This is a genomic window from Rhizobium sp. 05N49, assembly GCF_056396805.1.
Map to the genome: position 1 here is coordinate 80,370 of NZ_JBFTME010000018.1, position 23,482 is coordinate 103,851.

Sequence of the window (23,482 nt, forward strand, 5' to 3'; positions counted from 1 at the left end):
TCCTTCATTTTCAAAAGAGGTCGATAGGGTTGCGTCAGGCGACGCGGTCGCGCGCGATCGGGCCGGGAGCCGCTTCGATGACCGTCATGGCCAATCGTATGAGATCGGCGTCGCCGTTGAACTCATTGTCTGCAACCTTGTGCAGGAGCACGGCAACCTGTTCGATCTGACGGGCCGCCTTCAAGGGCCCAGCATTGACTGGCCGGAATCCGGCATCGACCACCAGGCTCCGGGTTATCTGTCCGGCCTGAACGTCGTCGGTTGCGTAGAAGACGGCCGGGCCGACAGGCGCTTCCGACCAGGCGGCTGCTTCAAGAACCGGGGCGGCGAGAAGGTTGAAGCCCTTCACGACACGCGCCTTTGGCAAGCGCTGCTGAAGGTTCTCCGAGGTCGAGCTGTCGCGCATGAATTCCACGTCATGGAAGTGCACGAAGTCCGACGTGACGTCGAGCGGGTTCATGGTCTCGATAACAATCTTGCCGTCGAGCGCGTCGCCGACTTCGGCGACGATCGCCTCTACCCGCGGCCAGTAGACCGAAAATAGCACAACCTCGCCGAACTCGGCGGCTTCCCGAATGGTGCCAAGGAGGGCCTTTCCTCCCAACTCCGCCAAGAGCGGTGCGAGCTTCCGATCCTCTCCGTCCTTTGCAATGACAAGGTCGTGGCCTGCGGCAGCCCAGGCGCGCGCAAGGCGTCCGCCAACGTTGCCGGCATTCAATATTCCGATTTTCATCTTCGTTCCTTTGACTTCAAGCTTCGACGCTGGGGTGCTTGCGTCGGCATGAGACTTAAGGATGTCCATCGAAGGGGATTAGACGCCGCAGTCACCTCAATCTGTTGCTTCGATGAGCAACAATCCCGTAGGAACGCCCAATCAGACCTCGTTTAGTCCTGGCTGAAGGATCCCCGACATAGATCGACGAAGCTTCTTACCTTCGGATCCATGTACCTCGTGGACGCAAAGACCGCGTGGACTGGCATCGGCGTGCCCGCCCACTCTGGTAACAGGTGAACCAGAGTACCTCGTTCGACATCGGGACATGCCATGAAGCGAGGAAGGTGCGCGACGCCAAGCCCGGCGACTGCCAGGTTCCTGGCCGCGACGATATTGTCGACCGAGCATCGGGGCGAGCGGAAGATGTTTTCGGTGGTCTCGCCGTTTACGAGCGTCCAGCTCGGGCGTCCCTTCGACGATTTCATGACGAGCTCGTGTTCGTTCAAATCGCCGACGGACCGAACCGGCTGCGACCGCTGAAGATATTCCGGGCTTGCGTATAAGCCGTAGGTGATCTCCCCGAGCTTCCGCGCAGAAAGATCGGAGTCCGGCAGTGTGCCGAGACGAATGGCGACGTCCACGCCCTCGTGAATGATGTCGACGAACCTGATGGAGTAGACGGTCTCTACCGCCACCTTCGGCCACAGCTTGAGATATGCCGCGATCCAGTTGTCGACGCGGGTGGTTCCGAATTCCGGCGTCGCGGTGATCTTCAAGCGCCCTTGCGGTTCCTGATGTTGGTGGGCAACCGCAGCTTCGGCCGCTTCGGCAGCCGCCAAAATCGAGGACGCCCGCTCGAAATAATCCCTGCCGACCTCGGTTACGCTGAGCCGTCTTGTCGAACGATTGAGCAGTCGGGCGCCGAGCTTTTCCTCGATCCGTTGCACGATCCGGCTCACCCGCGCCTTGTCAGTGTCGAGCCGCTGCGCTGCTGCCGTGAAGGACGCATTCGTTACGACGGCGACGAATACCCTCATCTCCGAAAAGCCGATTGTCGCCGTCATTCAGGTCTCCAGAAGCAGCTAGGAAAGCGAGAGGGCGCCCGCGCACGGGCGCCCCGGCACTCACTTCTTGATCGTGTCACCACTGGCGAGTTCAAGGAACAGGGCGACGTGGACGGCCGGCATGGATTCAAGCGTCCCTCCGATCGGCGATGGACGTACGGCCGTTTCGATCAGCTTCCGCGCCTCGGATGGCGACAGTGGTTCGCCCGGCTGCTTGTAGACCTTCTTCGCCTCTTCTTCCGTCAAGCCGTCAGGGATCTTTGGCGCATAGGGCGTAAAGTAGATCGCTGTATTGGGTTCGATCCTCCAGCTATCGGCGAGGGAGCCAGCGTCGACAACGTCATATCCGATGTTTTCGATGAAGCGCATGACGACCTCCTTGGCAGCTGCATCGCTTTCCGCGATGGGGAGCGTCGTCCGGCGGGCGTCGCCCTTCGGACGTGCGTTACCTTCCATGTGGATCCAGCCGAGATTGTGCATTCCCTTGACGACCTTCGCGCCTCGAAGGTGTCGCTGCACGAGTTCGCTCGACGTCAGTTCGCCGTTGTCGAGATCCGCTCTGCGAAACTCTCCAAGGCCGGGGTAATAGTTGCTCTGGTCGAGAACGATCTTTCCCGCGAGCTTGTCGGCTGGCAGCGCCTCGAATGTCGCCAACGGGATCGCGATCGAGACGATATCGGCGCTCGCGATAGCCTCCCCGACCGTGCCTGCGCGGGCAAGAGGGCCGAGTTCCTCTACGAGGTCAGCGAGCGTCTCCGGCCCGCGGGAGTTGCTGATCACGACGTGGTACCCAGCTGCGACGGCCAGGCGAGCGACTGCCTTGCCAACGAGGCCGGAGCCGATGATTCCGATTATTTGAGTCATTTTCCGTTTCTCTCTCTGAACGGCGGAGGCCCGCCAACATGTCGTGGTGCCTGCGGCGAACCTCGCTTGGGCTTCGTCCGCGGCACGACCTGAGATGCGGTTTTGTTCGGAGGCATAACAGTGCGAGCCCGAGCAACTGACTGTTGTCCCTGATGCGGACAATCGAAGCGGCACTAGTTCGAGGGCGAGAGGTTGTCCCTGAACCGTTCGCGGCAGAGATCAATGAACCGCCTAACCTTGGGGTCCATGTATCGCGTCGAGGCGAAGACCGCGTGAACGGGAACCGTACTCCGTGCCCAGCCCGGAAGGACGACCTCCAAGGTCCCGTCGCCGATGTGCTGCAATGCCAAATACTGGGGTAGCTGAACGATCCCGAGACCAGAGAGAGCGAGGTTTCGTGCGGTGATCGTATTGTTGACCACGCACCGAGGCGTCCGGGCGATCTTTTCGATCTGATTGCTGTTAACCAGAGTCCAGGAAGGGCGTCCTCGGGGAGTGTGCATGATCAGATCGTGATCCGCGAGGTCAGGCACACCTTGGATGTCGGGTCGGCTGCGAAGATACTCTGGCGAGGCATAGAGACCGTAGGACAGCTCGCCCAGCTTCCGAGCGGAAAGACCCGAGTCCTGCAGAGGTCCAATGCGGATGGCGACGTCAAAGCTCTCGTGGACGAGGTCGATGAGCCTGTTCGTGTACTCGGTCTCTACCGAAACCTTCGACCAGCGCTGGAGGAAATCGGCGATCCAGGCGTCGACCTGGGTTGTTCCGAATTCGACCCCTGCGGTCACCTTCAACCGACCCTGAGGTTCCTGCGCTTGCTGGGCCACGGCAGCCTCCGCAGCTTCCGCAGCAGCCAATATCGAAGACGCTCTCTCGAAATAATCGCGACCAACGTCGGTAACGCTGAGATGTCGGGTCGATCTGTTGAGCAGGCGCGCACCGAGCTTTTCTTCCATGCGCCGAACTGTACGGCTCACGCGCGCTTTGTCGGTGTCGAGGCGTTGCGCAGCGGCCGTGAACGAACCCTCCGTCACGACCGCAACGAAAGCCCGCATTTCCAGGAAGTCAATCGTTGTTGCCATGACCAACAGTCTGATCAGCTGTTGTCCTTTGTCAACTTGTTGGGCGCAACGTGCTGCAGCTTGATCGTGTCAGGGGAAAAGCGATGCACCCGTTGGTGCGATTCAACCCAGCTAGTGGCAGTCCTGTGCATCTGATCAATTACTTAGAATTTCACGTCCTGAAGGGGCGTCCTTTATGAGCGCTCGGTGAGGACACTGAGCGAGCTGGACTGTCGCGAGAGATCGCCCGCTCAATCGCCGGCAAGACGACCGCAAGATCGCGATTGGCACGGTCTATCCGGCCACGATCGGCGTGCTGCCGTCCTTCCTGTCGCGCATCGGCAGGAAGTATCCCGATATCCGCATGCATATCGAAAGCGGCACCACCGATGACATCATCCGCCATATCGAGGCAGGCCGCATCAATCTCGGCTTCATCCGGCCGGTGGAGAATATCGGCTCATTGCGCTTCTTCTCGATTGCCCATGAGCGCTACCTTCTGGCATTCGCCAAGGAGAGCCCGCTGTCTACGAGAAGCGAGATCGATCTCGAGGATCTGCGCTCCCCGTGAGTGACCGCCCGTTGAGCGTAATCGATCGTAAACGCAGTACGAAATGATCTGAAGGGTGCAAGCAGGGCTCGCCTCCTAATCGAGAAACAAGAGAGCCCCAAATGTGGTTAAGTGCGGTGCCAGTGCGCGAGTATCGACTGGTTGATTAAGCGACGCGCCGCCGCTATCAGAATGTCACGGGTGCTCTGAGGGGCCTTGCCCGACACGGCCTCCTCCAGGAGGTCAGCCAGCTTCCTTGCCGTCTCCTGATCAGCTAGACCCTGGTAGATGCGATTGGGTTCGCGCAGTTGATTGAGTAGAGTGTTCACCTTGTCGGTCATGGAAAGAAGAACAACCGCACAAAGTAGATGTTCCTTTGTCCTCCCGGACGCATATGGATCACTCTCGGGCGGCGCGATTTTTACGCAACTCGTATGACGACATCAGCGATATCTGCGACGATAATTCCTCGGATGTCACTGGTCACCCGCAGCGACTATCCGTTGACGGAGTGCAGGGTGAGGCAAGCCAAAATATCAGCTCAACATGACTTTAGTGGTCTCTGGACTATCTCCTAACGATCCGATAGCCGCTCAGCATTGGTCGGGTATAGCGGATTCTTCTCTCCCGATTTTCAAGGAGTACCGTTTGCTGAAAATTTACCGCGACACCGAGGGCACCGTCAGGTCGGGCGGAGCCGATGACGATTTGCCGGGTCACGTGATCTGGATGGACTTGCTCAATCCCGACGAAAAGGAGATCGAATTTGTCAGGCGCCGGGCGAAGGTGAGGGTACCGACGCGCGAAGCACTAAGCGAGATCGAAGCGTCGAGCAGGTTGTCGAAAGAGGGCAATCGCATCTATCTGAGTGCGCCGGTCATTGCACACGCGACGCTCGAGCATGCCGAGCTTTCCCCGGCAGGTTTTATCGTCGGCCGCGATTTTCTGATAACAGTTCGCTATGACAGCCAAGCCGCTTTCGATGCAGTTGCTGAGCGGCTGGTGCACGACGCAACGTTGGCTAGCGGCATGGGGGTTTTCGTTGCGCTGCTGGAAGCAATCGTGGACCGCGGCGCAGACGTGCTGGAACACCTGGCGTCCGCCGTCGATGAGGTGTCCAAGACAGTTTTCAAGGGAGACCTCAAAGGCTCGGCATCTCCTCACAGCTCCAATTTTACGCTCCGTCGGGCGCTGTCCAAGGTTGGGGCACTCGGTGATCGATCGTCAAAGGCCAGAGACGTGCTCCTCGGTGTTGGCAGGATGGCCGCTTTCACGTTGGATGTGTGTCACGATATGCTGTCGGACGAATTTCGAGACCAGCTCCACGCCGTGACGAAGGATGTCGCTTCGCTGAGCGACTACGAGACGCATCTTTCCGACAAAACGCAGTTCTTGCTGGACGCAGTTCTGGGCTTCATCACCATCGAACAGAACGACATCTTCAAAGTGCTGACAATCGCGTCTGTCGTTGGTGTGCCGCCCACGTTAATGGCTGGAGTATGGGGAATGAATTTCAAGTTCATGCCGGAGCTTAGCTGGACCTGGGGGTATCCCTTTGCATGGACGATCATTATCTTGAGCGCCGTCGCGCCGCTGCTCTGGTTTTGGCGCAAAGGATGGTTTTGATCCTGTCAGTCGTCGGATTCAGGCCTTTGTCTGCAGGACCACGATCTCGCTCACGAATTTCCGAGATGCCGAAGCCAGATGCATAACAACTGACGGGTCAGACGGCAAGTAAGTGCACGGCTCGACGCCGGTCGGATCTGCAGACAGATCAGTTCTTTTCGGATGATGTGCTTACCTATCACCCCGTGACGTGAGGCAATGAACGCGCAGCAATGGAGGGTCTTCGCCAATTGCACACGTATGCCGGAACCCGCTTTGCTAAAAGCGGTGGCCGAGACAGTTGAACGCGTAAACAATCTCTGGTGGCCGCTGCCGTAACGTGCGTTTACTCCGGAGAAGGTGCTCGAACGGACCGACGCATGTGAAGCGGATGACACCGATCCTCGAAACATGTGCCGGCTAGCCGGCGCAAAGAAACAAAAAGCGCAAAGCTTTGAACTGAGCGTCTTTCACAACAACCGCCGCGCTGACGCGTTCGTCTGCGGTTTGCCAGGCTGGAGCGTTTCGTGCCGGAGAGGAATCCAGAGAGACCGTGAAATGCGTCTCGTGATTTGATCGTGGGGTGAAGGCGTCCAATACCGCACGAGCCTCCCAATCGTCGGACCAATTACGTTCTGCCGATGGCCGTTCCCCTTTTTCCTCACCTTTTTCCACGGCGTTGCAGTCACTCGACGGAACGTTCAGCGGGGAGGGAACTTATCCTATGCCTGATAGGAGGAGCATCATGGACAGAGAACAGCAGCGGCGTGAGCGCGCCTATAAGATCTGGGAGGATGAAGGTCGCCCGGATGGCCAGCACGCAGACCATTGGCGGCGTGCCGAAGAGCAGCATGAGGCAACTGAAAAAGAAGCTGCCGATGTCACGGAAGCCAATCAGAATGCTTCCGATGAGTTCAACGGCGACAATGGAAACCGGCCCGTCACTGACATCCGGCCGCCTTCGACAGTCACTCCGGATTAGAGACCTCAATCATCATATGATTGGCTAGCCCCAGGGGGCACGATAGCTTCCGCTCTGAAAAGATCATCTCCCTTCCCGAGAAGACCGGTCCAGCGAGCGCCATTTCACCAAGAAGTTCGAGGAGCATGATCGCCGCTTCGATGTGGTCGATCAAGGAAGCAGCGTCGAAGCCTGCGCTCGTATCCATCCTAGCGGTTCCGTTTCGATTGAGGTCGAAACGTTTTACGCTGCTTCGACGGTATCGCTCCGATTGCCCTCTCCTGCGTCGCGGCGAAGAGCTGCGAGGACATGATGTTGTCGATCGTATAGGTGGGGAAAGAGCCGGCGATGCCTGACAACTAGTGGACATCCTGCAGCACGCCGAGCGTATCATTTTGCCGCCACCTATGCACAGTTCGGTCGATTTCAGCGGCAAGCCCGGCTCCGGGCGGGCTCTTCCAATCCTCGCAGCGCGGTGTCTGTTCGCTGAGCAGATCAACGCCATCATCTCTAAAGCCCGCAAAGTCGGCGTTTGAATCCATGACAGATGTGGAACTCCGACGTCGGTTCGGGGTTGCTGTTAGCAAGGTCATGAAGGGAGAGCTTAGATGGCGCACAACAGTACGACAACGATCACGGCAACGTTTGAGACACGTGAGGCGGCGGACATTGCAGTCGAACATCTGGTTCAGCAGCATCGTATTTCCCGGCCTGACATTTTCATACAGGCAAACGGTAAGCGCAACAGTGCCGGTTCGCTGCCGTCAGGCGGCGACGCATCGCATCCTGGCGGCGTCCGACATGACGCCGCTCTCGAGGGTGACATCGAGGTGTCCGTCGAATTCACACCCGACAAAATCCCGGCGGTCCAGCGCAGCCTGGGGGATTCGGGTGCAATCCGCGTTACCGGAAAATAAAGCGAGGAACCTTCGATGAGGCAGTCAAGGCACGCAGATGATGACGAGCTGGTTGGCGTGATCACCGAAAAACTCGCCGCGCTCATCCGCGAACTCGAGGACGCTGATTGGAGTACCGACGACGTCGTATTCGCAATCGAGGACGTTTTGAACAAGAAGTGGCTTGAAAAGCCGAGAGCGCTGGCCACGGCGCGCGAGACTGTGCCCGACGATTTTGTTTCCGACGGAAACGAGGGATAGACCGCCGTGGATCACAATGAAGACGCCGTGCTGCCGAGGTTCCAGGTGATTGCTCTGAGCTCGCTCGATCCGGATGGACGCGATAGGGACAATGAGCCGAAACTTCTCTATCCCGATGCCATAAAGACAGCCAAGGAGCTGAGGTCCCAGGGCAAGGCATTTCGTGTTATCGCCGACGCCGAGGCGTCCATGGAGCAACGGCAGTCGTTCCAAGATCTGGGCGCAGTCGAGTAGAGCAGGGGAGGCGGCTGCTGAGGTGCGCTATCTGGCATGCTTCCTTTGTGATAATGAGGAACTTTAGAGCGATCTAAACATTTCTGCGCGAGATGGTGTGAACGCATATGCTTCAAGAGCACCTTTGCCGAGCCAGCCACTGGCAGCGCCGTCTTTTCAACTACCGGAATCATCCATGCCAGACGACAAGCCATTGTCGAAGTCGTTGTCTCCGAGGAAGAGGTGAGACTGCCTATTGGGATTGCCAGTGTGAAGCAGGGATTGGACATGCCAGCGGTTGACGGGCTGGCGTGCTCGCATCCAGGTCGCGAGCCAGGTGGTTCACGAACGTATCCATGACCCAGGACGAGCTCGCGAAGTTGCCGTAACGCCAACCAAAATAGATCGTTTCTAACTGCCGGCTTAACCCCTCTGACGCCGTAATTCAGCGACGAACAAAACTTCCGGGCGAACGATGCTCGCCTTCTCCTAAAGGCTGATGAGCTAGCGGTATGACGATGTTTACCTAACTAATAGAAACATCCAGTGCTTGGAGTATATCTGGCATTCCTTGCGGTCATGTCTTTCACCATGGACCACGGAAGCGGTGCCCGCGGCGCTTGCCAGCGGCGACATCGGTGATCCATACGGCACATCGATCAGATGGGGGGCGGGTGCGGCAGAGTTCCTATGCCGAGCGACGGAACCCACGCCTCTTGAAACCATTTCCACCGGATGAAGATCCGAGCCGCGTTCCTCAACCTGTCGGAAACCGTCGTTTCTCTGGCGGGGCATTCTCTCGTCCTTGCAGGAGCCGCCGCTCTCATCGTCGTCTGGTGCGCCGTCGGTTTTGCGCTCGGTCTGCCAAAGGAGTGGCATCTTTTGTCGGCAATGTTCGGCACGCTCGTGACGCTCTTCCTTCTCCTAATCATGCAGCATAGTCAGAATCGGGACATGGCGGCGCTCCAGGTGAAGGTCGACGAACTCATCCGGTCGAGTGAGGCTGGAAACCACATGATCGGCATCGAGCGGCTCGAGGCCGAAGAGTTGGAAAGATTGGCCGAGAACCGGACAACGTAATCGGGTTCGGGCGGTTCGCGCGGCGATATCGAGCGGCCGCGCGTTTCGAAAGCAGCGACCCCCGACGTCGTGACATTAGATGACGGTTAATTAGTGTTGGCCGATCGCGAACTAGTGGAACTGCAGCATCGTACAATGGTTTAACGTCGTCGTCGGAGGTATCCATGATTAGGGAAATCGCAGTCGCTGCCGCATGCGCCATCCTCGTGCTGGAAGGCATGTTCACCCTTCAGCTCTACGGACTGAACGCAGCGTCGGGCGCATTGGCGGGAGGCACCGTAGGAGGGCTAGGAATCTTACTTGGGCGCTTTAGATGCAAGGCTTCTCGTCACGGTCGGCGGCGACCCAACCGCCGTCTGTAGCACCGAGACAGGGCGCCTAAGTAGGATTGCGCTCCCGTTCCTCGGCTTTGTCCTCGGCGACCTCCTCGACACACTCGGCCTTTTCCGCCAGCTTTCGGCTCATTTCCCGAAGCTCTTGTTCCTCCAGCTTCTCGATGCCGACGAACTTGTTCTGTGCCTGCGATGTCAGGATCAGCTCGTCCAGTTTCGCCTGAAGAGCCTTGCCATCGCGGTTCTGCGAGTTCTGAAGAACAAAGACCATGAGGAAGGTAACGATCGTCGTGCTCGTGTTAATGACGAGCTGCCAGGTCTCGGAATAGTCGAAAAAGGGGCCGGAGACTGCCCACGCCAGGACAAGAACAACGGCGAGCACGAAGGTCGCCGGCTTTCCGGAAAGGTCTGCAATGGCGGATGCGAACTTTGAAAATCCCTTGGACATTGCGTTGTCGCTCATGAAAACCTCCTTGGTTCCCCGGAAAATGATAACGCGATCCGAGCTCGAGCAGTTCCGATCTTGGGACTTCAGTCTGAGGTGCCCCCTGTGCCGTGCATGGGAGACTTGCGTTGCGAAGCGCCAATGATAGTCGGCATTCGCTCATCCTGGCGCGAGTCGAGATCAATTAAGGTTTCTCGGAATCGTGGCCGAACGTATCAGGCAGCGTTCACGATGATCGATAGCTTCCGCGCCGCTTCACTGTTCCGCAGTGACGTGATCGCCAATTCGATCGGACCACAGCGAGATCGCTCCTTCTACGGCCCTGCTCGCGTCTTCCACTGCGCCGATCTTCCGGCGCTCGACAAGCCCAAAGTGCCGGGGGCATTCGCCCTCGATCGAGACCTGGGCATAGCAGCCCCATATTTCCAGGCTGCACCAGGCCGAGATCACGTGCCTTCCCAACCTGCATATCGTGCCCAATGTCACCGTTGTCAGACTGGATCTCGACTTTGAAACCGGCCGCGCCCGAAAGGCGCGCCTCTGGCACCACGGAGTGCGAGAGGGCATTGAGGCGAAGACCGTCGCACTGGCCTGCGGCGGCCGGGAAAACGCCCGGCTTGTGCGGGGACACGAGTAAGAAAAGAAGCCGTGCGGACTTCGGGTCACCCGACGTGCGATTGTGGAAGTTGTCCCGGCCCGTCATCTAGCGGCGTCAGTCGTTGCAGCAACTCTGAGACAAGCGACGCCTTATCGTATTTGGACTGAGCAAGATCGATTGCAATACTGAGAGCCCTGCGACCCTCAATGCTGTCGATGCCGCAGTGGCGCGTGCGGCACCATTCGCGGACAGCACTCGTAACCACTTCAATTTCGGAATCTGAGAGTGATATGACGGGTAGCAACATCTCTATGCTCCTGCGGCATAACGGCAGAAGCAAAGCGCACTCCCAAGCGACCACTACCATGAGTTAATGAGGCCGATGAACAGAATATACGCTCAAACAGCGAGTTCTGATACTCACTATGACATGGTCGGGGTAGTAGTCAGGGGGAGCTGGCGTTCGCTGTCTTTACATCCTCGATTACGGCAGCATTACTCGCCTGCGCGGACTGCCGCCTTTTGATCTACGAAACGCTCCAAGTATGCTTATGTGCTTCGGCATACGGCGTACATGCGATGAATCCTGTTCTGCAACTGTCAACGCGTTTAAGGCCAACGTGAGGCCCCGAGCAGGAGTGCCGGCCCCATGAGCGGCAGGAGAACTCAGTTCGATCAGCTGTAGCCATTGTGCTCGTCGTTGGCGGTGACCCGGTTTCGGCGCCGAATACGGCGGTCGCGTGAGACCTGGTTGAGGGCACTGAAAAATTCACGCGGCTCAAGCTTGCCGTTGAAAAACCGGTCGGCAGCGTCCAAAAGCTCCCCCAGGTCGACATTTGCGTTGCCGATCACCCGGTGTCGAATGAAGGCAACAAGTACACGGTCCATCGCACATCCCTCAGGCCTGCCAGAAGCATCCGTCTAACAGTGCGGCGTAAAAACCGTTTTCCCAGTAATTTGTTCCGTAGCAATTTTGGACTAAAAATACTTCGGCCGGTGCATCTTTTGGATGCATCGACAAAAGGTTAGATTCTCGTATAGGTAAATTATGCCTGCAGCAACCCGGGCGCCGGTCCACCCTGGACGGCGTCGTAATGCTGAATCCTACAGGCTTCTTCTGGCCGGTCGCTCGAACGGGCAAACTCGCTGCGAACTAAGTTTGGTCGACAGCCACAACACTCTCCAGCGGTGGAAGCGCGCAGACGAAGCATCTACCACTTTCGGTGATGGACTGAACCTTATGATGATACCGCCCTTCCAAAGGGTAGTTTGTTAAGTGCTCAACTATGGGTGATAGTTCGTAAGGGCTGGGGTGCCTCGAGGGCGTCAGGAGGCTGACATGGAACCTTTAATCCGCGAAGTGCCACGACTTGCAAATGTCACCAAAGATATCTCGGTGACCACTCAGCTGCAACAGGAACTGCGATCCAATGGCTTTGCGATCATAAGAGGATTATTGACCCCGCAGGAGGCGAAAAGTTTGCGGCCGGTCGTCAGGCGATCGCTCAAGGCTAACGGCCGCTATTTGTATGGCGGCAAGTTTCAGCTACACGCCATGTACACGACAGAGGAAATCGCGCGGTTTTTGACATCTGACGTCATCCTTGCTCGATTGAAGGAAATTACCGATCCTCTCGAAGTCGTTCTTACCGGCGAGTGCGACCTGATGATCAACACGACGTCGTCATGGCACAACGATGTCCCGCACCATCCTCGCTGCAAGGATGGCAGTATCTTTGCCGACGACACGTTCAGGGTCTACAAGATTGCGTTCTATCTGCAAGACCAGGGGGACGATTCGCCGGCAACGTTGAAGGTTCGCCCGCGATCTCACTTGAAAGGCGTGGTCGAGAGCCTTCCGGCAAGAGGGCTCGGTGTCAAAGCGGGTGATGCAATCATATTCGACGTGCGGATCGAGCACGCCGGCCAGATGCCGACATTTGTTGACCGAAGCCTACGAAGGTTTTGCGAGCTGGCCGCTCGCCCACTTCATCTGGATGCGCAAAAGGCTTTCACCCTGAGCCGCGCGATCCTCCGCCGCATCGCTTTTACACAGGATCGCGTTGCAGTCTTCATGACGTTCGGTCCCGCTGAAGAACAGACCTATTCTTATGCCGATGAAGGTCGCCTTCGTCACCCAGGGACAAGAGGCACGCTCAGCACTGAAGTGCTGGCGCAGCTCTCACGGAACAACATACAACCGCCCATAATCGGCAGCCCCGCGTAAGGCCGCGTGAATGGGCGCTCGATGAGATCGAAGTCAGATGGATTTCGGTTGTGGCCAGCCGCGGTGCTGGATGTTTCATACATTTTGTCAAGGTAGCGCGATACTGCCCATCGATTGCAACTTCCAGGCAACACGGACAAGGCACGCTAGAAGTTCGCGCGGCATCGGCCGGGCGGCTGCGCTTGCCTTCGCAAGGGAAGGTGCCGCGCTAATCGGCGTGCACTACTCCGCCAATGCGGATGCGGCCAGCGCAACGGTGCGCGATATCGAGACGCTTGGCGTGAAAGCCGTTGCGGTAAAAAGCGACCTTCGACAGGGTAAGGAAGCTGCCGATAGCCTATGGACCCAGTTCGGCGAAGCGGCGCGTGCAGAAACCGGTTCGTCTGCTCTCGACATTCTGGTGAACAACGCAGGTATTGCACCAGCACTGCCTTTGAAGCAGACAAGTGAAGCCGCGTTTGATGAAGTGATGACGATCAACTACAAGGCGCCGTTCTTCCTGATCCAGGTAGTCGCCGACCACGTCCGCGACAACGGCCGGATCATCAATGTCTCCACCGGATTTACACGTATCGCGGCACCGACCCATCCGGCCTATGCGGCTTCCAAGGGCGCCCTGGAGACTTTGGCGTTGGCGCTTGCACCGGAGTTTGCGGCGCGCGCGATCACAGTCAATGCCGTGCTGCCGGGTGTGACCGAAACCGATATGAATGCGGAGTGGCTGGCTTCGCCTGACGCGCGCGCCGGCGCCGAAGCGCTCTCGGTCTTCTCGCGCGTTGGCAAGGCAGAGGATGTCGCCGACGTTATCGCCTTCCTTGCATCGAACGATGCGCGTTGGACGACGGGCCTGATGATCGATGCCACGGGCGGCGCCCGGATCTGAACTGCATCAAGGTAGTTCACGTTCGAGCTGGCGAGGGGGCGGTCGAAGCCTGTCCCCTTCGGCCCTGCGGCAGGTCCTGCTGGAAGGTTGCCTGCCTCGCCAATGCTGTCTTGATCAGAAAAAGCAAACATCTGCTTGGGTGCCGTCTCCGGCGCTTGTCGAAGGCAGGTGTCAGACCTGAGCCATACCCCCATCCACGGCTACTTCTGCACCCGTGGTAAAACTGCTCTCGTCGCTTGCGAGGAAGAGGGCAGCGGCTGCCACCTCATCAGGTCTGGCCATACGCCCAAGAGGGATCATCTTGGACAGTGCATCTCGAATTTCCAGTGAGGCGGCCGCCATCATCGCAGTATCCGTCGGTCCAGGGCTGACAACGTTTACGCGTATGCCTTTGGGAGCAAGTTCGTTGGCCCATGTGCGTGCGAACGAACGGACGGCGGCTTTGGTCGCACCGTAGACGCCATAGCCTTTGGTGCCGATACCGCCCGCGATGGAGCCAATCAGCACAATCGTTCCGCCCGGCTGCATGATGTCGACGGCGCCCTGTGCCGCAAATACGAGAGCTCGCACGTTCAGGCCGAATGTCCGATCGAAATGATCCTCGGAAATGTCTTCTAATTGTGCGTGTTCGGATAGGCCCGCATTCACGACGAGCACGTCGATGCGGCCTTGTTCCGATCGGACCCGCTCGAAGACACGCTGAAGATCGGCGCTGTCGCTGGCATCTGCCCGAACCGTTCGGATGCTGCCCATGCCGGCTGACTCAGGTTGGCTCTCGGCTCCCTTGCGGCTAGTCGCGTAGACCTGCGCCCCTTCGCCGGCAAACCTCTGAGAAATGGCTCCGCCAATGCCACCGACACCGCCGATAACGAGGGAAATCTTGTTCGCTAGTCTGTTCATGTTAACTCCATCAAGACTGATGGCGCCAAGATATATTCTCTATACCTACGGTCAATTACGCACTATATGTAAAGCAGATATCGAGGTGTATACCGATGCCCACAACAGACGAAGGTCCGCTCATCAAAGCTTGCTCGTCTCCTGGCCACAAGGCTGTTTCCGCCGAGACGTTGTTGGACGTTGAGAAGGCGCGGCCGGTGCTTGAGCAGATCGCTAACAAGTGGTCTGTCCTTATCCTGACTGTACTATGTACCAAACCGTCACGCTTCAACGAGATCATGCGTCGTCTTGACGGGATTACGCACAAAGCCCTCGCCGACGCGTTGAAACGGCTGGAGCGCAATGGGCTCATCCACCGTGAAGTGCTTACAACAACGACGCCGGTTGGCGTCGAATATACCATCACCTCGCTCGGTCGCTCCCTTCAGCAACCGTTCGAAGCGCTCTATGCGTGGTCCATGACCTACGGTTCCGAGCTTGAGCGCGCGCAAGAAGAATATGATCGGGGTCGAGGCTAGCGGATGCTCGGCCTGATCGCATATCACGCGCCTGCATTTACGAGATGGGCAGACACGGTCGAGATGAACGCGCGAAGACGCTGAAGACGTCTCAGGTCCCGGTGATATCCCATCCAGATATCTCGCGCCGGCGGCGACTTTGAAAGTTCCAGCCTGCGGATACCGGCGATCTGATCTCCGACTACGCGAGGCAACACGGCGATCCCGACACCTTGCCGACACATGCGCCCCTGGACGTTGCGGTTGTTCGATCGCAGGATCGGTCTCGCGTTGGGGAAACTCTTGATGAGCCAATCGATATCGGGGAACTGACCGGTAGATGTATCATGTGTAATCAGCCGGAAACCGGTTCCGTCGCCATATTTGGGAGCAGGCGAATCCTCGGCGATGTAGACGCCGTATTGGAGCGTGAATAGCCGCCGCTGGACGACATCGGCAGTGTTGAACGGAACGATACGAAAGGCGACGTCGGCCTCTCGCTGGGCGAGATTGAACAGGCGCGTGCCCGTCAGGATCTCGACGTCGATATTGGGGTAGGCGTTGGAAAAATCCGCCAGGATGGGAGGCAGCACGTAGGCCCCGAACCAGTCCGCTGATGAAATGCGCAGACTGCCTTTGAGATTCTGCTCCAGCCCCGCAAGCCGGCGCTCCATGCCCAGCGCGCCCTCTTCCATCTGCTCCGCCAGCGCGATGATCCCGTGGCCCTCCTCGGTCAGCACGAGACCGTCGGCGGTCCGCTGGAAGAGCGTGTGCCCGATCGCCTGCTCAAGTGCGCGCAGTCGCCTTCCGACGGTCGGATGGCTCGTTTGAAGAGAACGCGCGGCACCGCCAAGCGTGCCGGATCGCGCAATTGCAAGAAAGATTCTGACGTCACTCCATTCCATCATACGCCCCTAACAAAACTGAACGCCGAGAATACGATTCTGTCACTTAAAGAACAAACCTAAACACCTAGATTTTTGTCATCGTAAAGGCGCGCCTTATGCAGTCCCGACGACTTTCATCAGGGCGCTCAAGTGAAAGAAACGCGCCTTGGGTGTCGTGTGAACTTAACCTCGGAGACAAAATAATGAGAACTTGGCTCATAACAGGCTGCTCGAGCGGCTTCGGCCGCCGGCTCGCGCTCGCTGCAGCACAGCGCGGCGATCAGGTCATCGCCACGGCCCGCAATCTTAAAACGATCGAAGAAATGGCTGAGCCTTTCGACGGCCGCATGATCACCTTGCCGCTCGACGTGACGGATGCGGCGGCAGCCGAGGCCGCGGCCGCAAAGGCGGTCGAGATTTTCGGCGGCTTCGACGTGCTCGTGAACAATGCCGGTTACGGACTGTTCGGCGCGATCGAGGAAGGCACGCCCGAAGAATATCGGCCGATGTTTGAGGTGAACGTCTTTGGTCTGATTGAAACCACGAGAGCCGCTCTGCCCGTCCTGCGAAGTTCAGGCGGAACGATTGTCAACATGTCGTCCGGCGCAGGCATCGCGGGCAGCGGCGGTGCCGGATATTACAATGCCGCCAAGTTCGCCGTAGAAGGAATTTCCGAAGCGCTCGCCGGCGAGCTGAAGCAGTTCGGCATCCGCGTGCTGATCGTCGAGCCCGGGCCGTTTCGCACCGATTTCCTTGGCCGTTCGATCACGATGGCGGCCAATGAGATGCCGCAATACGCCGCGAGCTCGCGTAGGCATTATCGCGCAACCAACAACGGCAATCAGGCGGGCGATCCCGACAAGGCGATTTCGGTGATCCTGCAGGCAGTCGACGCCGATGACGCTCCGCTTCATCTGCCGCTCGGCCAGATCGCGCATTCGATCGCTGAGCGAAAGCTGGCTTCCTTCCGCAGCGATATCGACGCATGGCGCGACATCACGATCGCCACCGATTTCGACCAGCCCTGAACGCTGGCCGCGAGCTTTGCTAACGTCAACATCGACTGGAAAGTGACCATGATCGCAACTCTGAAGGGGTTTACCCAGCAACTGGTGCCGGCGAATGGGATCAAGATCAACGCCGCCACTGGGGGCTCAGGCCCGCCGATCCTTCTCCTGCACGGTTGGCCGGAAACCTGGTGGGAATGGCACCATGTGATGCCGCTGCTGGCCGAGCATTTGAGCGTGGTGGCCATGGATCTGCGGGGCGCGGGTTTTTCCGACTGCCCGCTTGACGGCTATGACAAAGCGACGATGGCGCGCGACGCGCATGAGGTCATGCTTGCCCTTGGGCATGAACGCTACGCCGTGTGCGGTCATGACATTGGCGGAATGGTGGCATTGCCGCAGGCCGCCATCTATCGGGAGGCTGTCACCCACCTGGCCGTGCTCGACGTTCCGCTTCCCGGCTGGACGCAATGGGAGGCGACGATCGCAAGGCTCTGGCACTTCAGCTTCCATATGAACCGGGATCTACCCGAGCGCCTGATCCATGGCCGTGAATATGACTATGTTTCGACCTTCATGGCTGAGCGGTTCTACGATCACAGCACCTTCAATCCGGCGGACATCGAGATCTACGCGAAAGCGTTGGCACTTCCTGGCCGCACGCGCGCCGGCATGGAATGGTATCGTACCCTCGCCGGCGATCATGCGGCCGCGCTGGAGTACAAGAAGCGACCGCTCGAGATACCAGTACTAGGTCTCGGCGGGGATCAGCGCTTCGGTGCGCATATGGTCCCGATGCTGAAGGAGTTCGCCAGCAATGTGACGGGCGGCTCGATTGAGCGGTGCAGCCACTATGTCGCGGACGAGCGATCGGCAGAAGTGGCGGCCGCTCTCATCGATTTCCTCAAGGCCAGCTGAAACTCTGCGGCCGCCCCGTCGCGGGGCGGATCGCGACGCTGCGGGCAAGTTGCGCCCGCACCTACCGCATTCGATCGATTAAATAAGAAAGGAAACTGTCATGACCGCACCTGTCATTCGCGGCGTCAATCATATTGGCATCACAGTGCCCGACATCGAAGCAGCAAAATCGTTCTTGGTGGAAGCTTTCGGCGGTCAGGTGATCTACCAGTCCTTCGGACCGCGGGATGCGCCGCGTCAGGGACCCGACTTCGAACGGGCTACCGGTGCTTTCCCCGGAACGGTCGTGCGCGCACAGGCGATGGTCAAGATCGGTACCGGACCTGACATCGAGCTCTTTGAAATGCATGGCCCCGCACAAGCCAAGCCGGTTCGAGCGAGCGACTTTGGGATTACTCACTTCGGTGTCTACACCGACGACATCGACGCGTCGGTAGAACGCTTTGAAAAAGCTGGAGGCACCTCTCTTACCGCGCCGCGCGCTATACCCTACGCAACCGAAAAAGGCCCTGGAAACAAGGTCTGCTACTGCCGCATGCCATGGGGCACGACGATTGAATTTATCACCACGCCCGACCGTATGGGCTATCACGACCAGACGGATCTGCGCCGGTGGCAGGACTAGGCCGAGCGTTCTTTGTTGGGGACGAGCGGCAGCGATTATCCCACCATCTCCTTGAGGCCCGATCAGGCCTTTATCATCCCGCCACGGCGGAATTAAAAGCAAAGAGCATGCTAAGCCCTCCAGCGGAAATCGGACACGCTGAAGCAGTGGCACGCGATAATCGGGGTCCAAACACGCTCGACTGTCGAAATATCTACTGCGTGGACATTCCCACCGTTGCACGTCAGGTCGAGCCCGGGTGGACTCTGTTGTAGATGGTCGCTTCGCGGGCGCCATCCGATGGCGCGGTGAGAATTCGAGGATTAAAGCGACAGGATAGCCGACACGACACAGATTAACCGTGGTCCGCAATTAAACCCTCTAAGAGGATGCTGCTGCTGGACCGATCACAACCACTACGCTACGCATTGCATGTTAGGATTTTCGCAATCATGTTTCCGACGAGGATGCATTGCCGTTTGACGCACTGAACAAGCTCTGGACCAGCGTTCGCGAATCCAGCCACGACTTCCGGGCATCGACCGAGATTTTCCCGTCACTCGATACGGACAAGCTTACCCAGACCTTGGATGTGCGCGAAAAGGGAGACGAGAACGGCAGGGCCAATCGTCCGGCGTCATCGGCCCAGTTCCTCGATGAGGTCGAACAGCGGATCGTCGGTCGCATCGAGCAGGAAAAAGCGTCCGCCTATCAGCTGCTTGAGGATCAGTTCCAGACCTTCGACGGGCGGTTGCGCAATCTCGATTTCGAGGGACAGTTCGGGCTGATCCGGCAGGCAAACGCCTCTAGCCTTTCGGATTTCAAGGCCGAGATCGCCAGCGGCGTCGACGAACTCCACGGCTTGCGCCGCGATCTCAAGATTGCCGAGGACGAAATGAGGTCTTTCAAGAGGCAGCATCGGCTGGATCGCGCGGCAAAGGTCCCGAGTGCGGGCGCAACGAGCGTCAAGATCGCGCTGCTCATCGTTCTCGTCCTCATCGAGATCGTCATGAACGGCAACTTTCTGGCCAAGGGCAGCGAACAGGGCATCATCGGCGGCATAACCGAGGCGGTCGTCTTTGCCGTCCTCAACATTGGCGCTGCACTGCTATTCGCTTTCTTCTGCGTTCGCAATCTTGTGCACCGGTCCTGGCTCATGAAGCTCGGCGGATTGTTCGGCCTGGTCGGCTATATTGTCGTTGCGCTTGCCGTGAATATTGCGCTCGCCCATTATCGCGAAGTATCGGCCACGATCCTCGACGGGGCCGGGACCGAAGTCGTCCGCCGGATCCGCGAAAACCCGCTAGGTTTGAGCGAATTGAATTCCTGGATGCTGTTTGCGATCGGCATTTTTTTCTCGATCCTGGCGTTTATTGACGGCTGCATGCTCACAGACCCGTATCCGGGTTTTGCTGGCGTCCAACGTCGGCTGGACGAGGCGCGGCGAAACTACATTTCCGGAAAGCTTGATCTGATCGACAACCTTCGGGAAATTCGCGACGACCACAACGACAAGATCGAGGAGATCGTCAGAGACCTGAGCACGCGCCGGCAGGAGTCGGCCGCGATCATCGCCCACCGAATCCGTACGGCTGGGCTGTTTGCCGAGTACCAGGGTCATCTCGAGCGCACGGCGAATGCTGTTTTGACGGCTTATCGTGAGGCGAACCGGGCCGCGAGAAGCGAACCGGAGCCTTTGTACTTCACGAGCGCCTACACGCTGGAGCGGATTGTACCGGTCCTCAAAATCAGCGGGGAATGGGACGATCGCGTTCTGTCGGAACGCGTCCAGGTCGCCCAGGCCGAACTCAGCGATCAGATCAGGAAAATCGGCTCTGCCTTCGAGGTCGCCGTCGAGCAGTATCACAGACTGGACAATCTATTCCCGGAGGCGGGCGTTGGCGCGGAACAGGCGGCGTAACAGTCGTTCAAGGAAAGGCGGCTTTTCGACGGGTGCTGTGGTGGCGACGATTGCATTGTCGGCAGTGGCACTGGCCATGATCGGCGCTTTTGGGTGGCTGAAGTATCAGGCGATGTCCGCGGTCTCGCTCGACAAGGCCTCGCTCTGCCCGACGACGGGTCCGACCAGCGAGACCGCCGTCCTTCTTGATGTCACGGATCCGATTTCCGGCACGACGTCCCTCGATTTGAAGAACCAGTTCCAGCGGCTTGTGTCTGGCGTCCCCGTCAGCGGTGCGATCGACGTCTATGCGCTGACCGAAAAGGAAGGCGAGCTTCAAAGAACCTTCCACGGCTGCAATCCGGGCAGCGGTGATCTCGCCAACGAGTGGACCAGCAATCCGAAGCTCGTGCAGCAGCGCTGGGAGAAAGGTTTCCAGAAGCCGCTCGACGACATCGCGGGAAAACTCGGGTCTGGCGCTTCAGGCGAGTTTTCGCCGATCATGGCCGGCATTCAGCGCATTAACCTCGAAGCCTTCCAGCCTTTGCCTGCTGGCATTCCGAAAACCTTGTACATTGCCTCGGACATGGTCGAACATACTGCGGCGTTTTCCAGCTATCGCGACGGCGTTTCGATCGCCAAATTCGACAGCAGTGCTGCGCGCGAGAAATTCAGGACCTCGTTGGATGGGGTGCAGGTCAGGATCCTGGCGTTCCAGCGGCCGGGCCAAAAGTTCAAGATGGAGGACCTGGCGGCATTCTGGAAATCCTGGGTGGAGAAGAACAACGGAGAGTTCGCAGGTTTCACCCGTCTGGAGGGACTGGAGTGATGGCGTCGAACGAGACAGGAAGAACCGCATTTCGCGATTGGGCGCCTGTTGTGCTGTTTGCAGTGGTGACGATTGGGGGAATGATCTTCATCTGGACGGCGAAGCTCGCGGCTTGGTCGACCCTTGTTGTGACCGCCGTGCCCCTGGTGCTGATGGCGGTCTATTTCCTGGCATCGATCGCGCTTGCCGGTTTCCGCCTGCACAACGAGCAGGCCGGCGACAACCTCTACTACATGGGGTTTCTGTTCACCCTCTCGAGCCTTGGCGTATCGCTCTACCTGTTTGCTGGCGAGACGTCGATCGAGACGATCGTGCGCAACTTCGGGATCGCAGTCACATCGACGATCGCCGGCGTCACACTCCGCATCCTCTTCAACCAGATGCGCCGCGACCCAATCGACATCGAACGCAGCGCCCGTCACGAGCTTGCGGAAATGACGCGGCGGGTGCGAACCGAGCTCGACACGTCCGCCCGCGAGTTCTCCAACTACCGCAGGGTCAGCAACCAGATGTTGACGGAGGGCTTCGAGGAGATCGGTCGTCAGGCGGAAAAAAACGGCGAGGAAATCCGCAAGGTGATCGAATCTATCACCAAGGAGGCGATCATCCCGATCCAGGAAGCCGCGGCCAGGCTTTCATCGATCATCGGGGATCACAATCGCTCGGTGACCGATCAGGCCGCAGAAGCAAGTCGCAAACTCAACGAGACCACGGATAGACTTTCGACGATCATCGACCGGTTCGGGGTTGCGGTTGAGGGCGTCGGGACCCGTCTTGGAGAGATCAGGCCGCCCGAAGATGTGATCCGGTTCGAGTTGACCCCCACGATCGATGCCATCAGGGACATGACCGATGCCCATCTGCGGCGGATGGAGGAGGTGATGGCGCAGACGCGCTTGCAGACTGTTACGGTGGACGACGCGCTCAGGCCACTGAGCAGCATCGACAGCAAACTCGATCGCATCGCCGAAGCTCTCGAGCGTGACCGGAACGGTTCGTCGTCGTCCAGCCTTGCGAGAATCCCAGAGGTTGTCGAGGATATAGTGGCGGGCGAGGACAGGACCGTGGATACAGAACCGGTGTCGGTGGCTCCTGAAAGGACGAAAGCCAATCCAGCGCCGGGCGAGCCGAAGCGACGGTTGTTCAAATGGTGACAAGGGCAAGCGCAGGTCCAAAGCTGGAACACAAGGGCTATAACCGCGGCCTCATTCTGGGGCTGACGATGGCAGAATCCATGCTTCTGCTGGTCTTCTGCCTGCTGCTGGTCGCGGCCGCCATGATCACGGCCGAACGCAGGCACCGGATGGACGCCGAGCAACGGCTCGCCCAGCTGGAACAGCAGAACAAGGAACTTTCCGCCCAGCTTGTCGAGGCACAGTCCAAGCTCGGCGCGAACATGTCGGCAGCCGATCGGGTCAAATTCGAGAGCGAATGGCGCGAGCTCGTCTCTGCCCGACAGATCATAGACAGGCTGAAAATGAATGATGCGAGCCCCGCTGATCTCGCCAAGCTTGCGGCGGTCGGAAAGGTGCTGGTGGCGAATAATATCCCGCTCGACCAGGCTCGTGACCGGCTCGAACAGCTGTTACACGGTCAGACCGAACCCCATGAGTGGCCACCGATCATCAACCTTTCCGAAGCCGGCGGCTATTATTTCACGTCAGGTAGCGCCGCATTGACACCGGAGTTCGAAGACAGGCTTGAGACATCGATCGCCGACCAGATCGCCGACAATCTTGAGCGCTACAAGGTCGATGTGATCGAGGTGATCGGACATACGGACGAACAGCGCCTTTCCAGGAGCATGTCCAATCTCGACGACGCATCGATCGAAGTGATCGACGGCGCGCTTCCGGTCGAGACGCTTCAGCCAGCCGACAACGCCGGGCTCGGTCTCGCGCGGGCGATCGCCGTTGCAAATATCCTAAAGGCAAATCCGAAGCTGAAGGACGTGACCGTCTTGCCGATGTCAGCTGCGCAGCTGGTCATTCCCGGCGACACGCTCACCAGTGGACGGGCCGGAAACGTCAAGGAACGGCGTCGTATCGAGATCAGGATCAGGCGTCGCGCCGAATCCCTGCAGCCCTGACTTGGGCCAATCTTGGCTTTCGGTGGGGCGAGTGACAATGGCGGCTCGTAACGTAGACTTGGCCGCTCGTCCATCGCGGCATCGCTCGCCAAACCA

27 protein-coding genes and 1 pseudogene are annotated in these 23,482 nt (G+C 58.6%); 17 read left to right on the plus strand and 11 right to left on the minus strand.

Annotation, left to right across the window (positions count from 1 at the left end; translation table 11 throughout):
- Window positions 1–34: 34 nt before the first annotated feature.
- From AC1DF8_RS28070 to AC1DF8_RS28085, 4 genes are all read right to left on the minus strand, one after another.
- Window positions 35–802 carry an NADPH-dependent F420 reductase gene (locus tag AC1DF8_RS28070; protein ID WP_018115256.1) on the minus strand — a complete coding sequence of 256 codons (768 nt, stop codon included), beginning with the start codon at window positions 800–802 and terminating at the stop codon, window positions 35–37.
- A gap of 83 nt (window positions 803–885) precedes the next feature.
- Window positions 886–1,779, minus strand: coding sequence for a LysR family transcriptional regulator (locus tag AC1DF8_RS28075; RefSeq protein ID WP_018115255.1), 894 nt, complete (start codon window positions 1,777–1,779; stop codon window positions 886–888).
- A gap of 60 nt (window positions 1,780–1,839) precedes the next feature.
- The gene (locus AC1DF8_RS28080; RefSeq protein ID WP_478155836.1) at window positions 1,840–2,817 is read right to left on the minus strand and encodes an NADPH-dependent F420 reductase; all 978 of its coding nucleotides are present in this window, start codon (window positions 2,815–2,817) and stop codon (window positions 1,840–1,842) included.
- Window positions 2,817–3,725 carry a LysR family transcriptional regulator gene (locus tag AC1DF8_RS28085; protein ID WP_113207524.1) on the minus strand — a complete coding sequence of 303 codons (909 nt, stop codon included), beginning with the start codon at window positions 3,723–3,725 and terminating at the stop codon, window positions 2,817–2,819. Before AC1DF8_RS28085 ends, AC1DF8_RS28080 begins: the two co-directional genes overlap by 1 nt.
- Before the next feature lie 168 nt (window positions 3,726–3,893).
- Between AC1DF8_RS28085 and AC1DF8_RS28090 the strand changes: the two are divergent.
- Window positions 3,894–4,266, plus strand: a pseudogene (locus tag AC1DF8_RS28090) (LysR substrate-binding domain-containing protein); the annotation flags it as partial.
- Between the two features lie 116 nt (window positions 4,267–4,382).
- Here the strand turns inward: AC1DF8_RS28090 and AC1DF8_RS28095 are convergent.
- Window positions 4,383–4,595 carry a hypothetical protein gene (locus AC1DF8_RS28095; RefSeq protein WP_183851330.1) on the minus strand — a complete coding sequence of 71 codons (213 nt, stop codon included), beginning with the start codon at window positions 4,593–4,595 and terminating at the stop codon, window positions 4,383–4,385.
- A gap of 307 nt (window positions 4,596–4,902) precedes the next feature.
- Between AC1DF8_RS28095 and AC1DF8_RS28100 the strand changes: the two genes are divergently transcribed.
- Complete coding sequence (locus tag AC1DF8_RS28100; protein ID WP_018115249.1) at window positions 4,903–5,880, plus strand: magnesium transporter CorA family protein; 978 nt, start codon at window positions 4,903–4,905, stop codon at window positions 5,878–5,880.
- Between the two features lie 724 nt (window positions 5,881–6,604).
- Entirely contained in the window at window positions 6,605–6,841 is a 237-nt protein-coding gene (locus AC1DF8_RS28105) for a DUF2934 domain-containing protein (protein ID WP_113207526.1), read from the plus strand.
- On the opposite strand, the gene AC1DF8_RS28110 is transcribed toward AC1DF8_RS28105, so the two are convergent.
- A complete protein-coding gene (locus AC1DF8_RS28110; RefSeq protein WP_113207527.1) occupies window positions 6,828–7,028 on the minus strand; it encodes a hypothetical protein in 201 nt (66 codons plus the stop codon). The two genes, AC1DF8_RS28105 and AC1DF8_RS28110, sit on opposite strands and share 14 nt — an antisense overlap.
- A 151-nt stretch (window positions 7,029–7,179) precedes the next feature.
- Window positions 7,180–7,362, minus strand: a complete 183-nt coding sequence (locus AC1DF8_RS28115) for a hypothetical protein (RefSeq protein WP_183851331.1) — start codon at window positions 7,360–7,362, stop codon at window positions 7,180–7,182.
- 66 nt (window positions 7,363–7,428) lie between these two features.
- Here AC1DF8_RS28115 and AC1DF8_RS28120 point away from each other — a divergent pair, with 66 nt between their 5' ends.
- From AC1DF8_RS28120 to AC1DF8_RS28135, 4 genes are all read left to right on the plus strand, one after another.
- Window positions 7,429–7,737 (plus strand): hypothetical protein, encoded by a 309-nt coding sequence (locus tag AC1DF8_RS28120; RefSeq protein ID WP_478155837.1) that lies wholly within the window; start codon window positions 7,429–7,431, stop codon window positions 7,735–7,737.
- 15 nt (window positions 7,738–7,752) lie between these two features.
- A complete protein-coding gene (locus AC1DF8_RS28125; RefSeq protein WP_113207529.1) occupies window positions 7,753–7,977 on the plus strand; it encodes a hypothetical protein in 225 nt (74 codons plus the stop codon).
- Window positions 7,978–7,983: 6 nt separating this feature from the next.
- The gene (locus AC1DF8_RS28130) at window positions 7,984–8,211 is read left to right on the plus strand and encodes a hypothetical protein (protein WP_113207530.1); all 228 of its coding nucleotides are present in this window, start codon (window positions 7,984–7,986) and stop codon (window positions 8,209–8,211) included.
- A gap of 714 nt (window positions 8,212–8,925) precedes the next feature.
- Window positions 8,926–9,270: a low affinity iron permease family protein gene (locus AC1DF8_RS28135; RefSeq protein WP_018115242.1), complete on the plus strand. Its 345-nt coding sequence runs from the start codon at window positions 8,926–8,928 to the stop codon at window positions 9,268–9,270.
- Window positions 9,271–9,648: 378 nt separating this feature from the next.
- Here AC1DF8_RS28135 and AC1DF8_RS28140 read toward each other — a convergent pair whose 3' ends face one another.
- Both AC1DF8_RS28140 and AC1DF8_RS28145 read right to left on the minus strand, forming a co-directional pair.
- Complete coding sequence (locus tag AC1DF8_RS28140; RefSeq protein ID WP_113207531.1) at window positions 9,649–10,065, minus strand: low affinity iron permease family protein; 417 nt, start codon at window positions 10,063–10,065, stop codon at window positions 9,649–9,651.
- Between the two features lie 1,255 nt (window positions 10,066–11,320).
- Window positions 11,321–11,533, minus strand: coding sequence for a hypothetical protein (locus tag AC1DF8_RS28145; protein WP_018115239.1), 213 nt, complete (start codon window positions 11,531–11,533; stop codon window positions 11,321–11,323).
- Between the two features lie 451 nt (window positions 11,534–11,984).
- Here AC1DF8_RS28145 and AC1DF8_RS28150 point away from each other — a divergent pair, with 451 nt between their 5' ends.
- Both AC1DF8_RS28150 and AC1DF8_RS28155 read left to right on the plus strand, forming a co-directional pair.
- Entirely contained in the window at window positions 11,985–12,872 is an 888-nt protein-coding gene (locus AC1DF8_RS28150) for a phytanoyl-CoA dioxygenase family protein (RefSeq protein WP_478155838.1), read from the plus strand.
- Between the two features lie 70 nt (window positions 12,873–12,942).
- Window positions 12,943–13,755, plus strand: coding sequence for an SDR family oxidoreductase (locus AC1DF8_RS28155; RefSeq protein WP_478155839.1), 813 nt, complete (start codon window positions 12,943–12,945; stop codon window positions 13,753–13,755).
- 171 nt (window positions 13,756–13,926) lie between these two features.
- Here AC1DF8_RS28155 and AC1DF8_RS28160 read toward each other — a convergent pair whose 3' ends face one another.
- The gene (locus AC1DF8_RS28160) at window positions 13,927–14,655 is read right to left on the minus strand and encodes an SDR family NAD(P)-dependent oxidoreductase (protein WP_113207535.1); all 729 of its coding nucleotides are present in this window, start codon (window positions 14,653–14,655) and stop codon (window positions 13,927–13,929) included.
- Window positions 14,656–14,750: 95 nt separating this feature from the next.
- Between AC1DF8_RS28160 and AC1DF8_RS28165 the strand changes: the two genes are divergently transcribed.
- Window positions 14,751–15,173: a winged helix-turn-helix transcriptional regulator gene (locus AC1DF8_RS28165; RefSeq protein ID WP_113207536.1), complete on the plus strand. Its 423-nt coding sequence runs from the start codon at window positions 14,751–14,753 to the stop codon at window positions 15,171–15,173.
- A gap of 23 nt (window positions 15,174–15,196) precedes the next feature.
- Here AC1DF8_RS28165 and AC1DF8_RS28170 read toward each other — a convergent pair whose 3' ends face one another.
- The gene (locus AC1DF8_RS28170) at window positions 15,197–16,057 is read right to left on the minus strand and encodes a LysR family transcriptional regulator (RefSeq protein ID WP_018114673.1); all 861 of its coding nucleotides are present in this window, start codon (window positions 16,055–16,057) and stop codon (window positions 15,197–15,199) included.
- A gap of 185 nt (window positions 16,058–16,242) precedes the next feature.
- Between AC1DF8_RS28170 and AC1DF8_RS28175 the strand changes: the two genes are divergently transcribed.
- From AC1DF8_RS28175 to AC1DF8_RS28205, 7 genes are all read left to right on the plus strand, one after another.
- Window positions 16,243–17,067: an oxidoreductase gene (locus AC1DF8_RS28175; protein ID WP_113207537.1), complete on the plus strand. Its 825-nt coding sequence runs from the start codon at window positions 16,243–16,245 to the stop codon at window positions 17,065–17,067.
- Between the two features lie 48 nt (window positions 17,068–17,115).
- The gene (locus AC1DF8_RS28180) at window positions 17,116–17,964 is read left to right on the plus strand and encodes an alpha/beta fold hydrolase (protein WP_113207538.1); all 849 of its coding nucleotides are present in this window, start codon (window positions 17,116–17,118) and stop codon (window positions 17,962–17,964) included.
- 100 nt (window positions 17,965–18,064) lie between these two features.
- Entirely contained in the window at window positions 18,065–18,589 is a 525-nt protein-coding gene (locus AC1DF8_RS28185; RefSeq protein WP_018114676.1) for a VOC family protein, read from the plus strand.
- Between the two features lie 451 nt (window positions 18,590–19,040).
- A complete protein-coding gene (locus AC1DF8_RS28190) occupies window positions 19,041–20,489 on the plus strand; it encodes a hypothetical protein (RefSeq protein WP_113207539.1) in 1,449 nt (482 codons plus the stop codon).
- On the plus strand, window positions 20,467–21,297 hold the full coding sequence (locus AC1DF8_RS28195) for a hypothetical protein (RefSeq protein ID WP_029616392.1): 831 nt from the start codon (window positions 20,467–20,469) through the stop codon (window positions 21,295–21,297). The genes AC1DF8_RS28190 and AC1DF8_RS28195 overlap by 23 nt, the downstream gene beginning before the upstream one ends.
- Window positions 21,297–22,451 carry an MFS transporter gene (locus tag AC1DF8_RS28200; RefSeq protein ID WP_113207540.1) on the plus strand — a complete coding sequence of 385 codons (1,155 nt, stop codon included), beginning with the start codon at window positions 21,297–21,299 and terminating at the stop codon, window positions 22,449–22,451. Before AC1DF8_RS28195 ends, AC1DF8_RS28200 begins: the two co-directional genes overlap by 1 nt.
- Window positions 22,445–23,386 carry an OmpA family protein gene (locus AC1DF8_RS28205; protein WP_183851339.1) on the plus strand — a complete coding sequence of 314 codons (942 nt, stop codon included), beginning with the start codon at window positions 22,445–22,447 and terminating at the stop codon, window positions 23,384–23,386. The genes AC1DF8_RS28200 and AC1DF8_RS28205 overlap by 7 nt, the downstream gene beginning before the upstream one ends.
- Window positions 23,387–23,482 lie beyond the last annotated feature (96 nt).

Coding starts and splice junctions, on each gene's coding strand:
- AC1DF8_RS28115 (WP_183851331.1), bottom strand. CDS start 7,362: ATGGATTCAAACGCCGACTTTGCGGGCTTTAGAGATGATGGCGTTGAT.
- AC1DF8_RS28165 (WP_113207536.1), top strand. CDS start 14,751: ATGCCCACAACAGACGAAGGTCCGCTCATCAAAGCTTGCTCGTCTCCT.
- AC1DF8_RS28105 (WP_113207526.1), top strand. CDS start 6,605: ATGGACAGAGAACAGCAGCGGCGTGAGCGCGCCTATAAGATCTGGGAG.
- AC1DF8_RS28185 (WP_018114676.1), top strand. CDS start 18,065: ATGACCGCACCTGTCATTCGCGGCGTCAATCATATTGGCATCACAGTG.
- AC1DF8_RS28180 (WP_113207538.1), top strand. CDS start 17,116: ATGATCGCAACTCTGAAGGGGTTTACCCAGCAACTGGTGCCGGCGAAT.
- AC1DF8_RS28120 (WP_478155837.1), top strand. CDS start 7,429: ATGGCGCACAACAGTACGACAACGATCACGGCAACGTTTGAGACACGT.
- AC1DF8_RS28170 (WP_018114673.1), bottom strand. CDS start 16,057: ATGGAATGGAGTGACGTCAGAATCTTTCTTGCAATTGCGCGATCCGGC.
- AC1DF8_RS28095 (WP_183851330.1), bottom strand. CDS start 4,595: ATGACCGACAAGGTGAACACTCTACTCAATCAACTGCGCGAACCCAAT.
- AC1DF8_RS28140 (WP_113207531.1), bottom strand. CDS start 10,065: ATGAGCGACAACGCAATGTCCAAGGGATTTTCAAAGTTCGCATCCGCC.
- AC1DF8_RS28150 (WP_478155838.1), top strand. CDS start 11,985: ATGGAACCTTTAATCCGCGAAGTGCCACGACTTGCAAATGTCACCAAA.
- AC1DF8_RS28145 (WP_018115239.1), bottom strand. CDS start 11,533: ATGGACCGTGTACTTGTTGCCTTCATTCGACACCGGGTGATCGGCAAC.
- AC1DF8_RS28110 (WP_113207527.1), bottom strand. CDS start 7,028: ATGGATACGAGCGCAGGCTTCGACGCTGCTTCCTTGATCGACCACATC.
- AC1DF8_RS28175 (WP_113207537.1), top strand. CDS start 16,243: ATGAGAACTTGGCTCATAACAGGCTGCTCGAGCGGCTTCGGCCGCCGG.
- AC1DF8_RS28085 (WP_113207524.1), bottom strand. CDS start 3,725: ATGGCAACAACGATTGACTTCCTGGAAATGCGGGCTTTCGTTGCGGTC.
- AC1DF8_RS28070 (WP_018115256.1), bottom strand. CDS start 802: ATGGACATCCTTAAGTCTCATGCCGACGCAAGCACCCCAGCGTCGAAG.
- AC1DF8_RS28135 (WP_018115242.1), top strand. CDS start 8,926: ATGAAGATCCGAGCCGCGTTCCTCAACCTGTCGGAAACCGTCGTTTCT.
- AC1DF8_RS28200 (WP_113207540.1), top strand. CDS start 21,297: ATGGCGTCGAACGAGACAGGAAGAACCGCATTTCGCGATTGGGCGCCT.
- AC1DF8_RS28205 (WP_183851339.1), top strand. CDS start 22,445: ATGGTGACAAGGGCAAGCGCAGGTCCAAAGCTGGAACACAAGGGCTAT.
- AC1DF8_RS28075 (WP_018115255.1), bottom strand. CDS start 1,779: ATGACGGCGACAATCGGCTTTTCGGAGATGAGGGTATTCGTCGCCGTC.
- AC1DF8_RS28125 (WP_113207529.1), top strand. CDS start 7,753: ATGAGGCAGTCAAGGCACGCAGATGATGACGAGCTGGTTGGCGTGATC.
- AC1DF8_RS28160 (WP_113207535.1), bottom strand. CDS start 14,655: ATGAACAGACTAGCGAACAAGATTTCCCTCGTTATCGGCGGTGTCGGT.
- AC1DF8_RS28155 (WP_478155839.1), top strand. CDS start 12,943: ATGTTTCATACATTTTGTCAAGGTAGCGCGATACTGCCCATCGATTGC.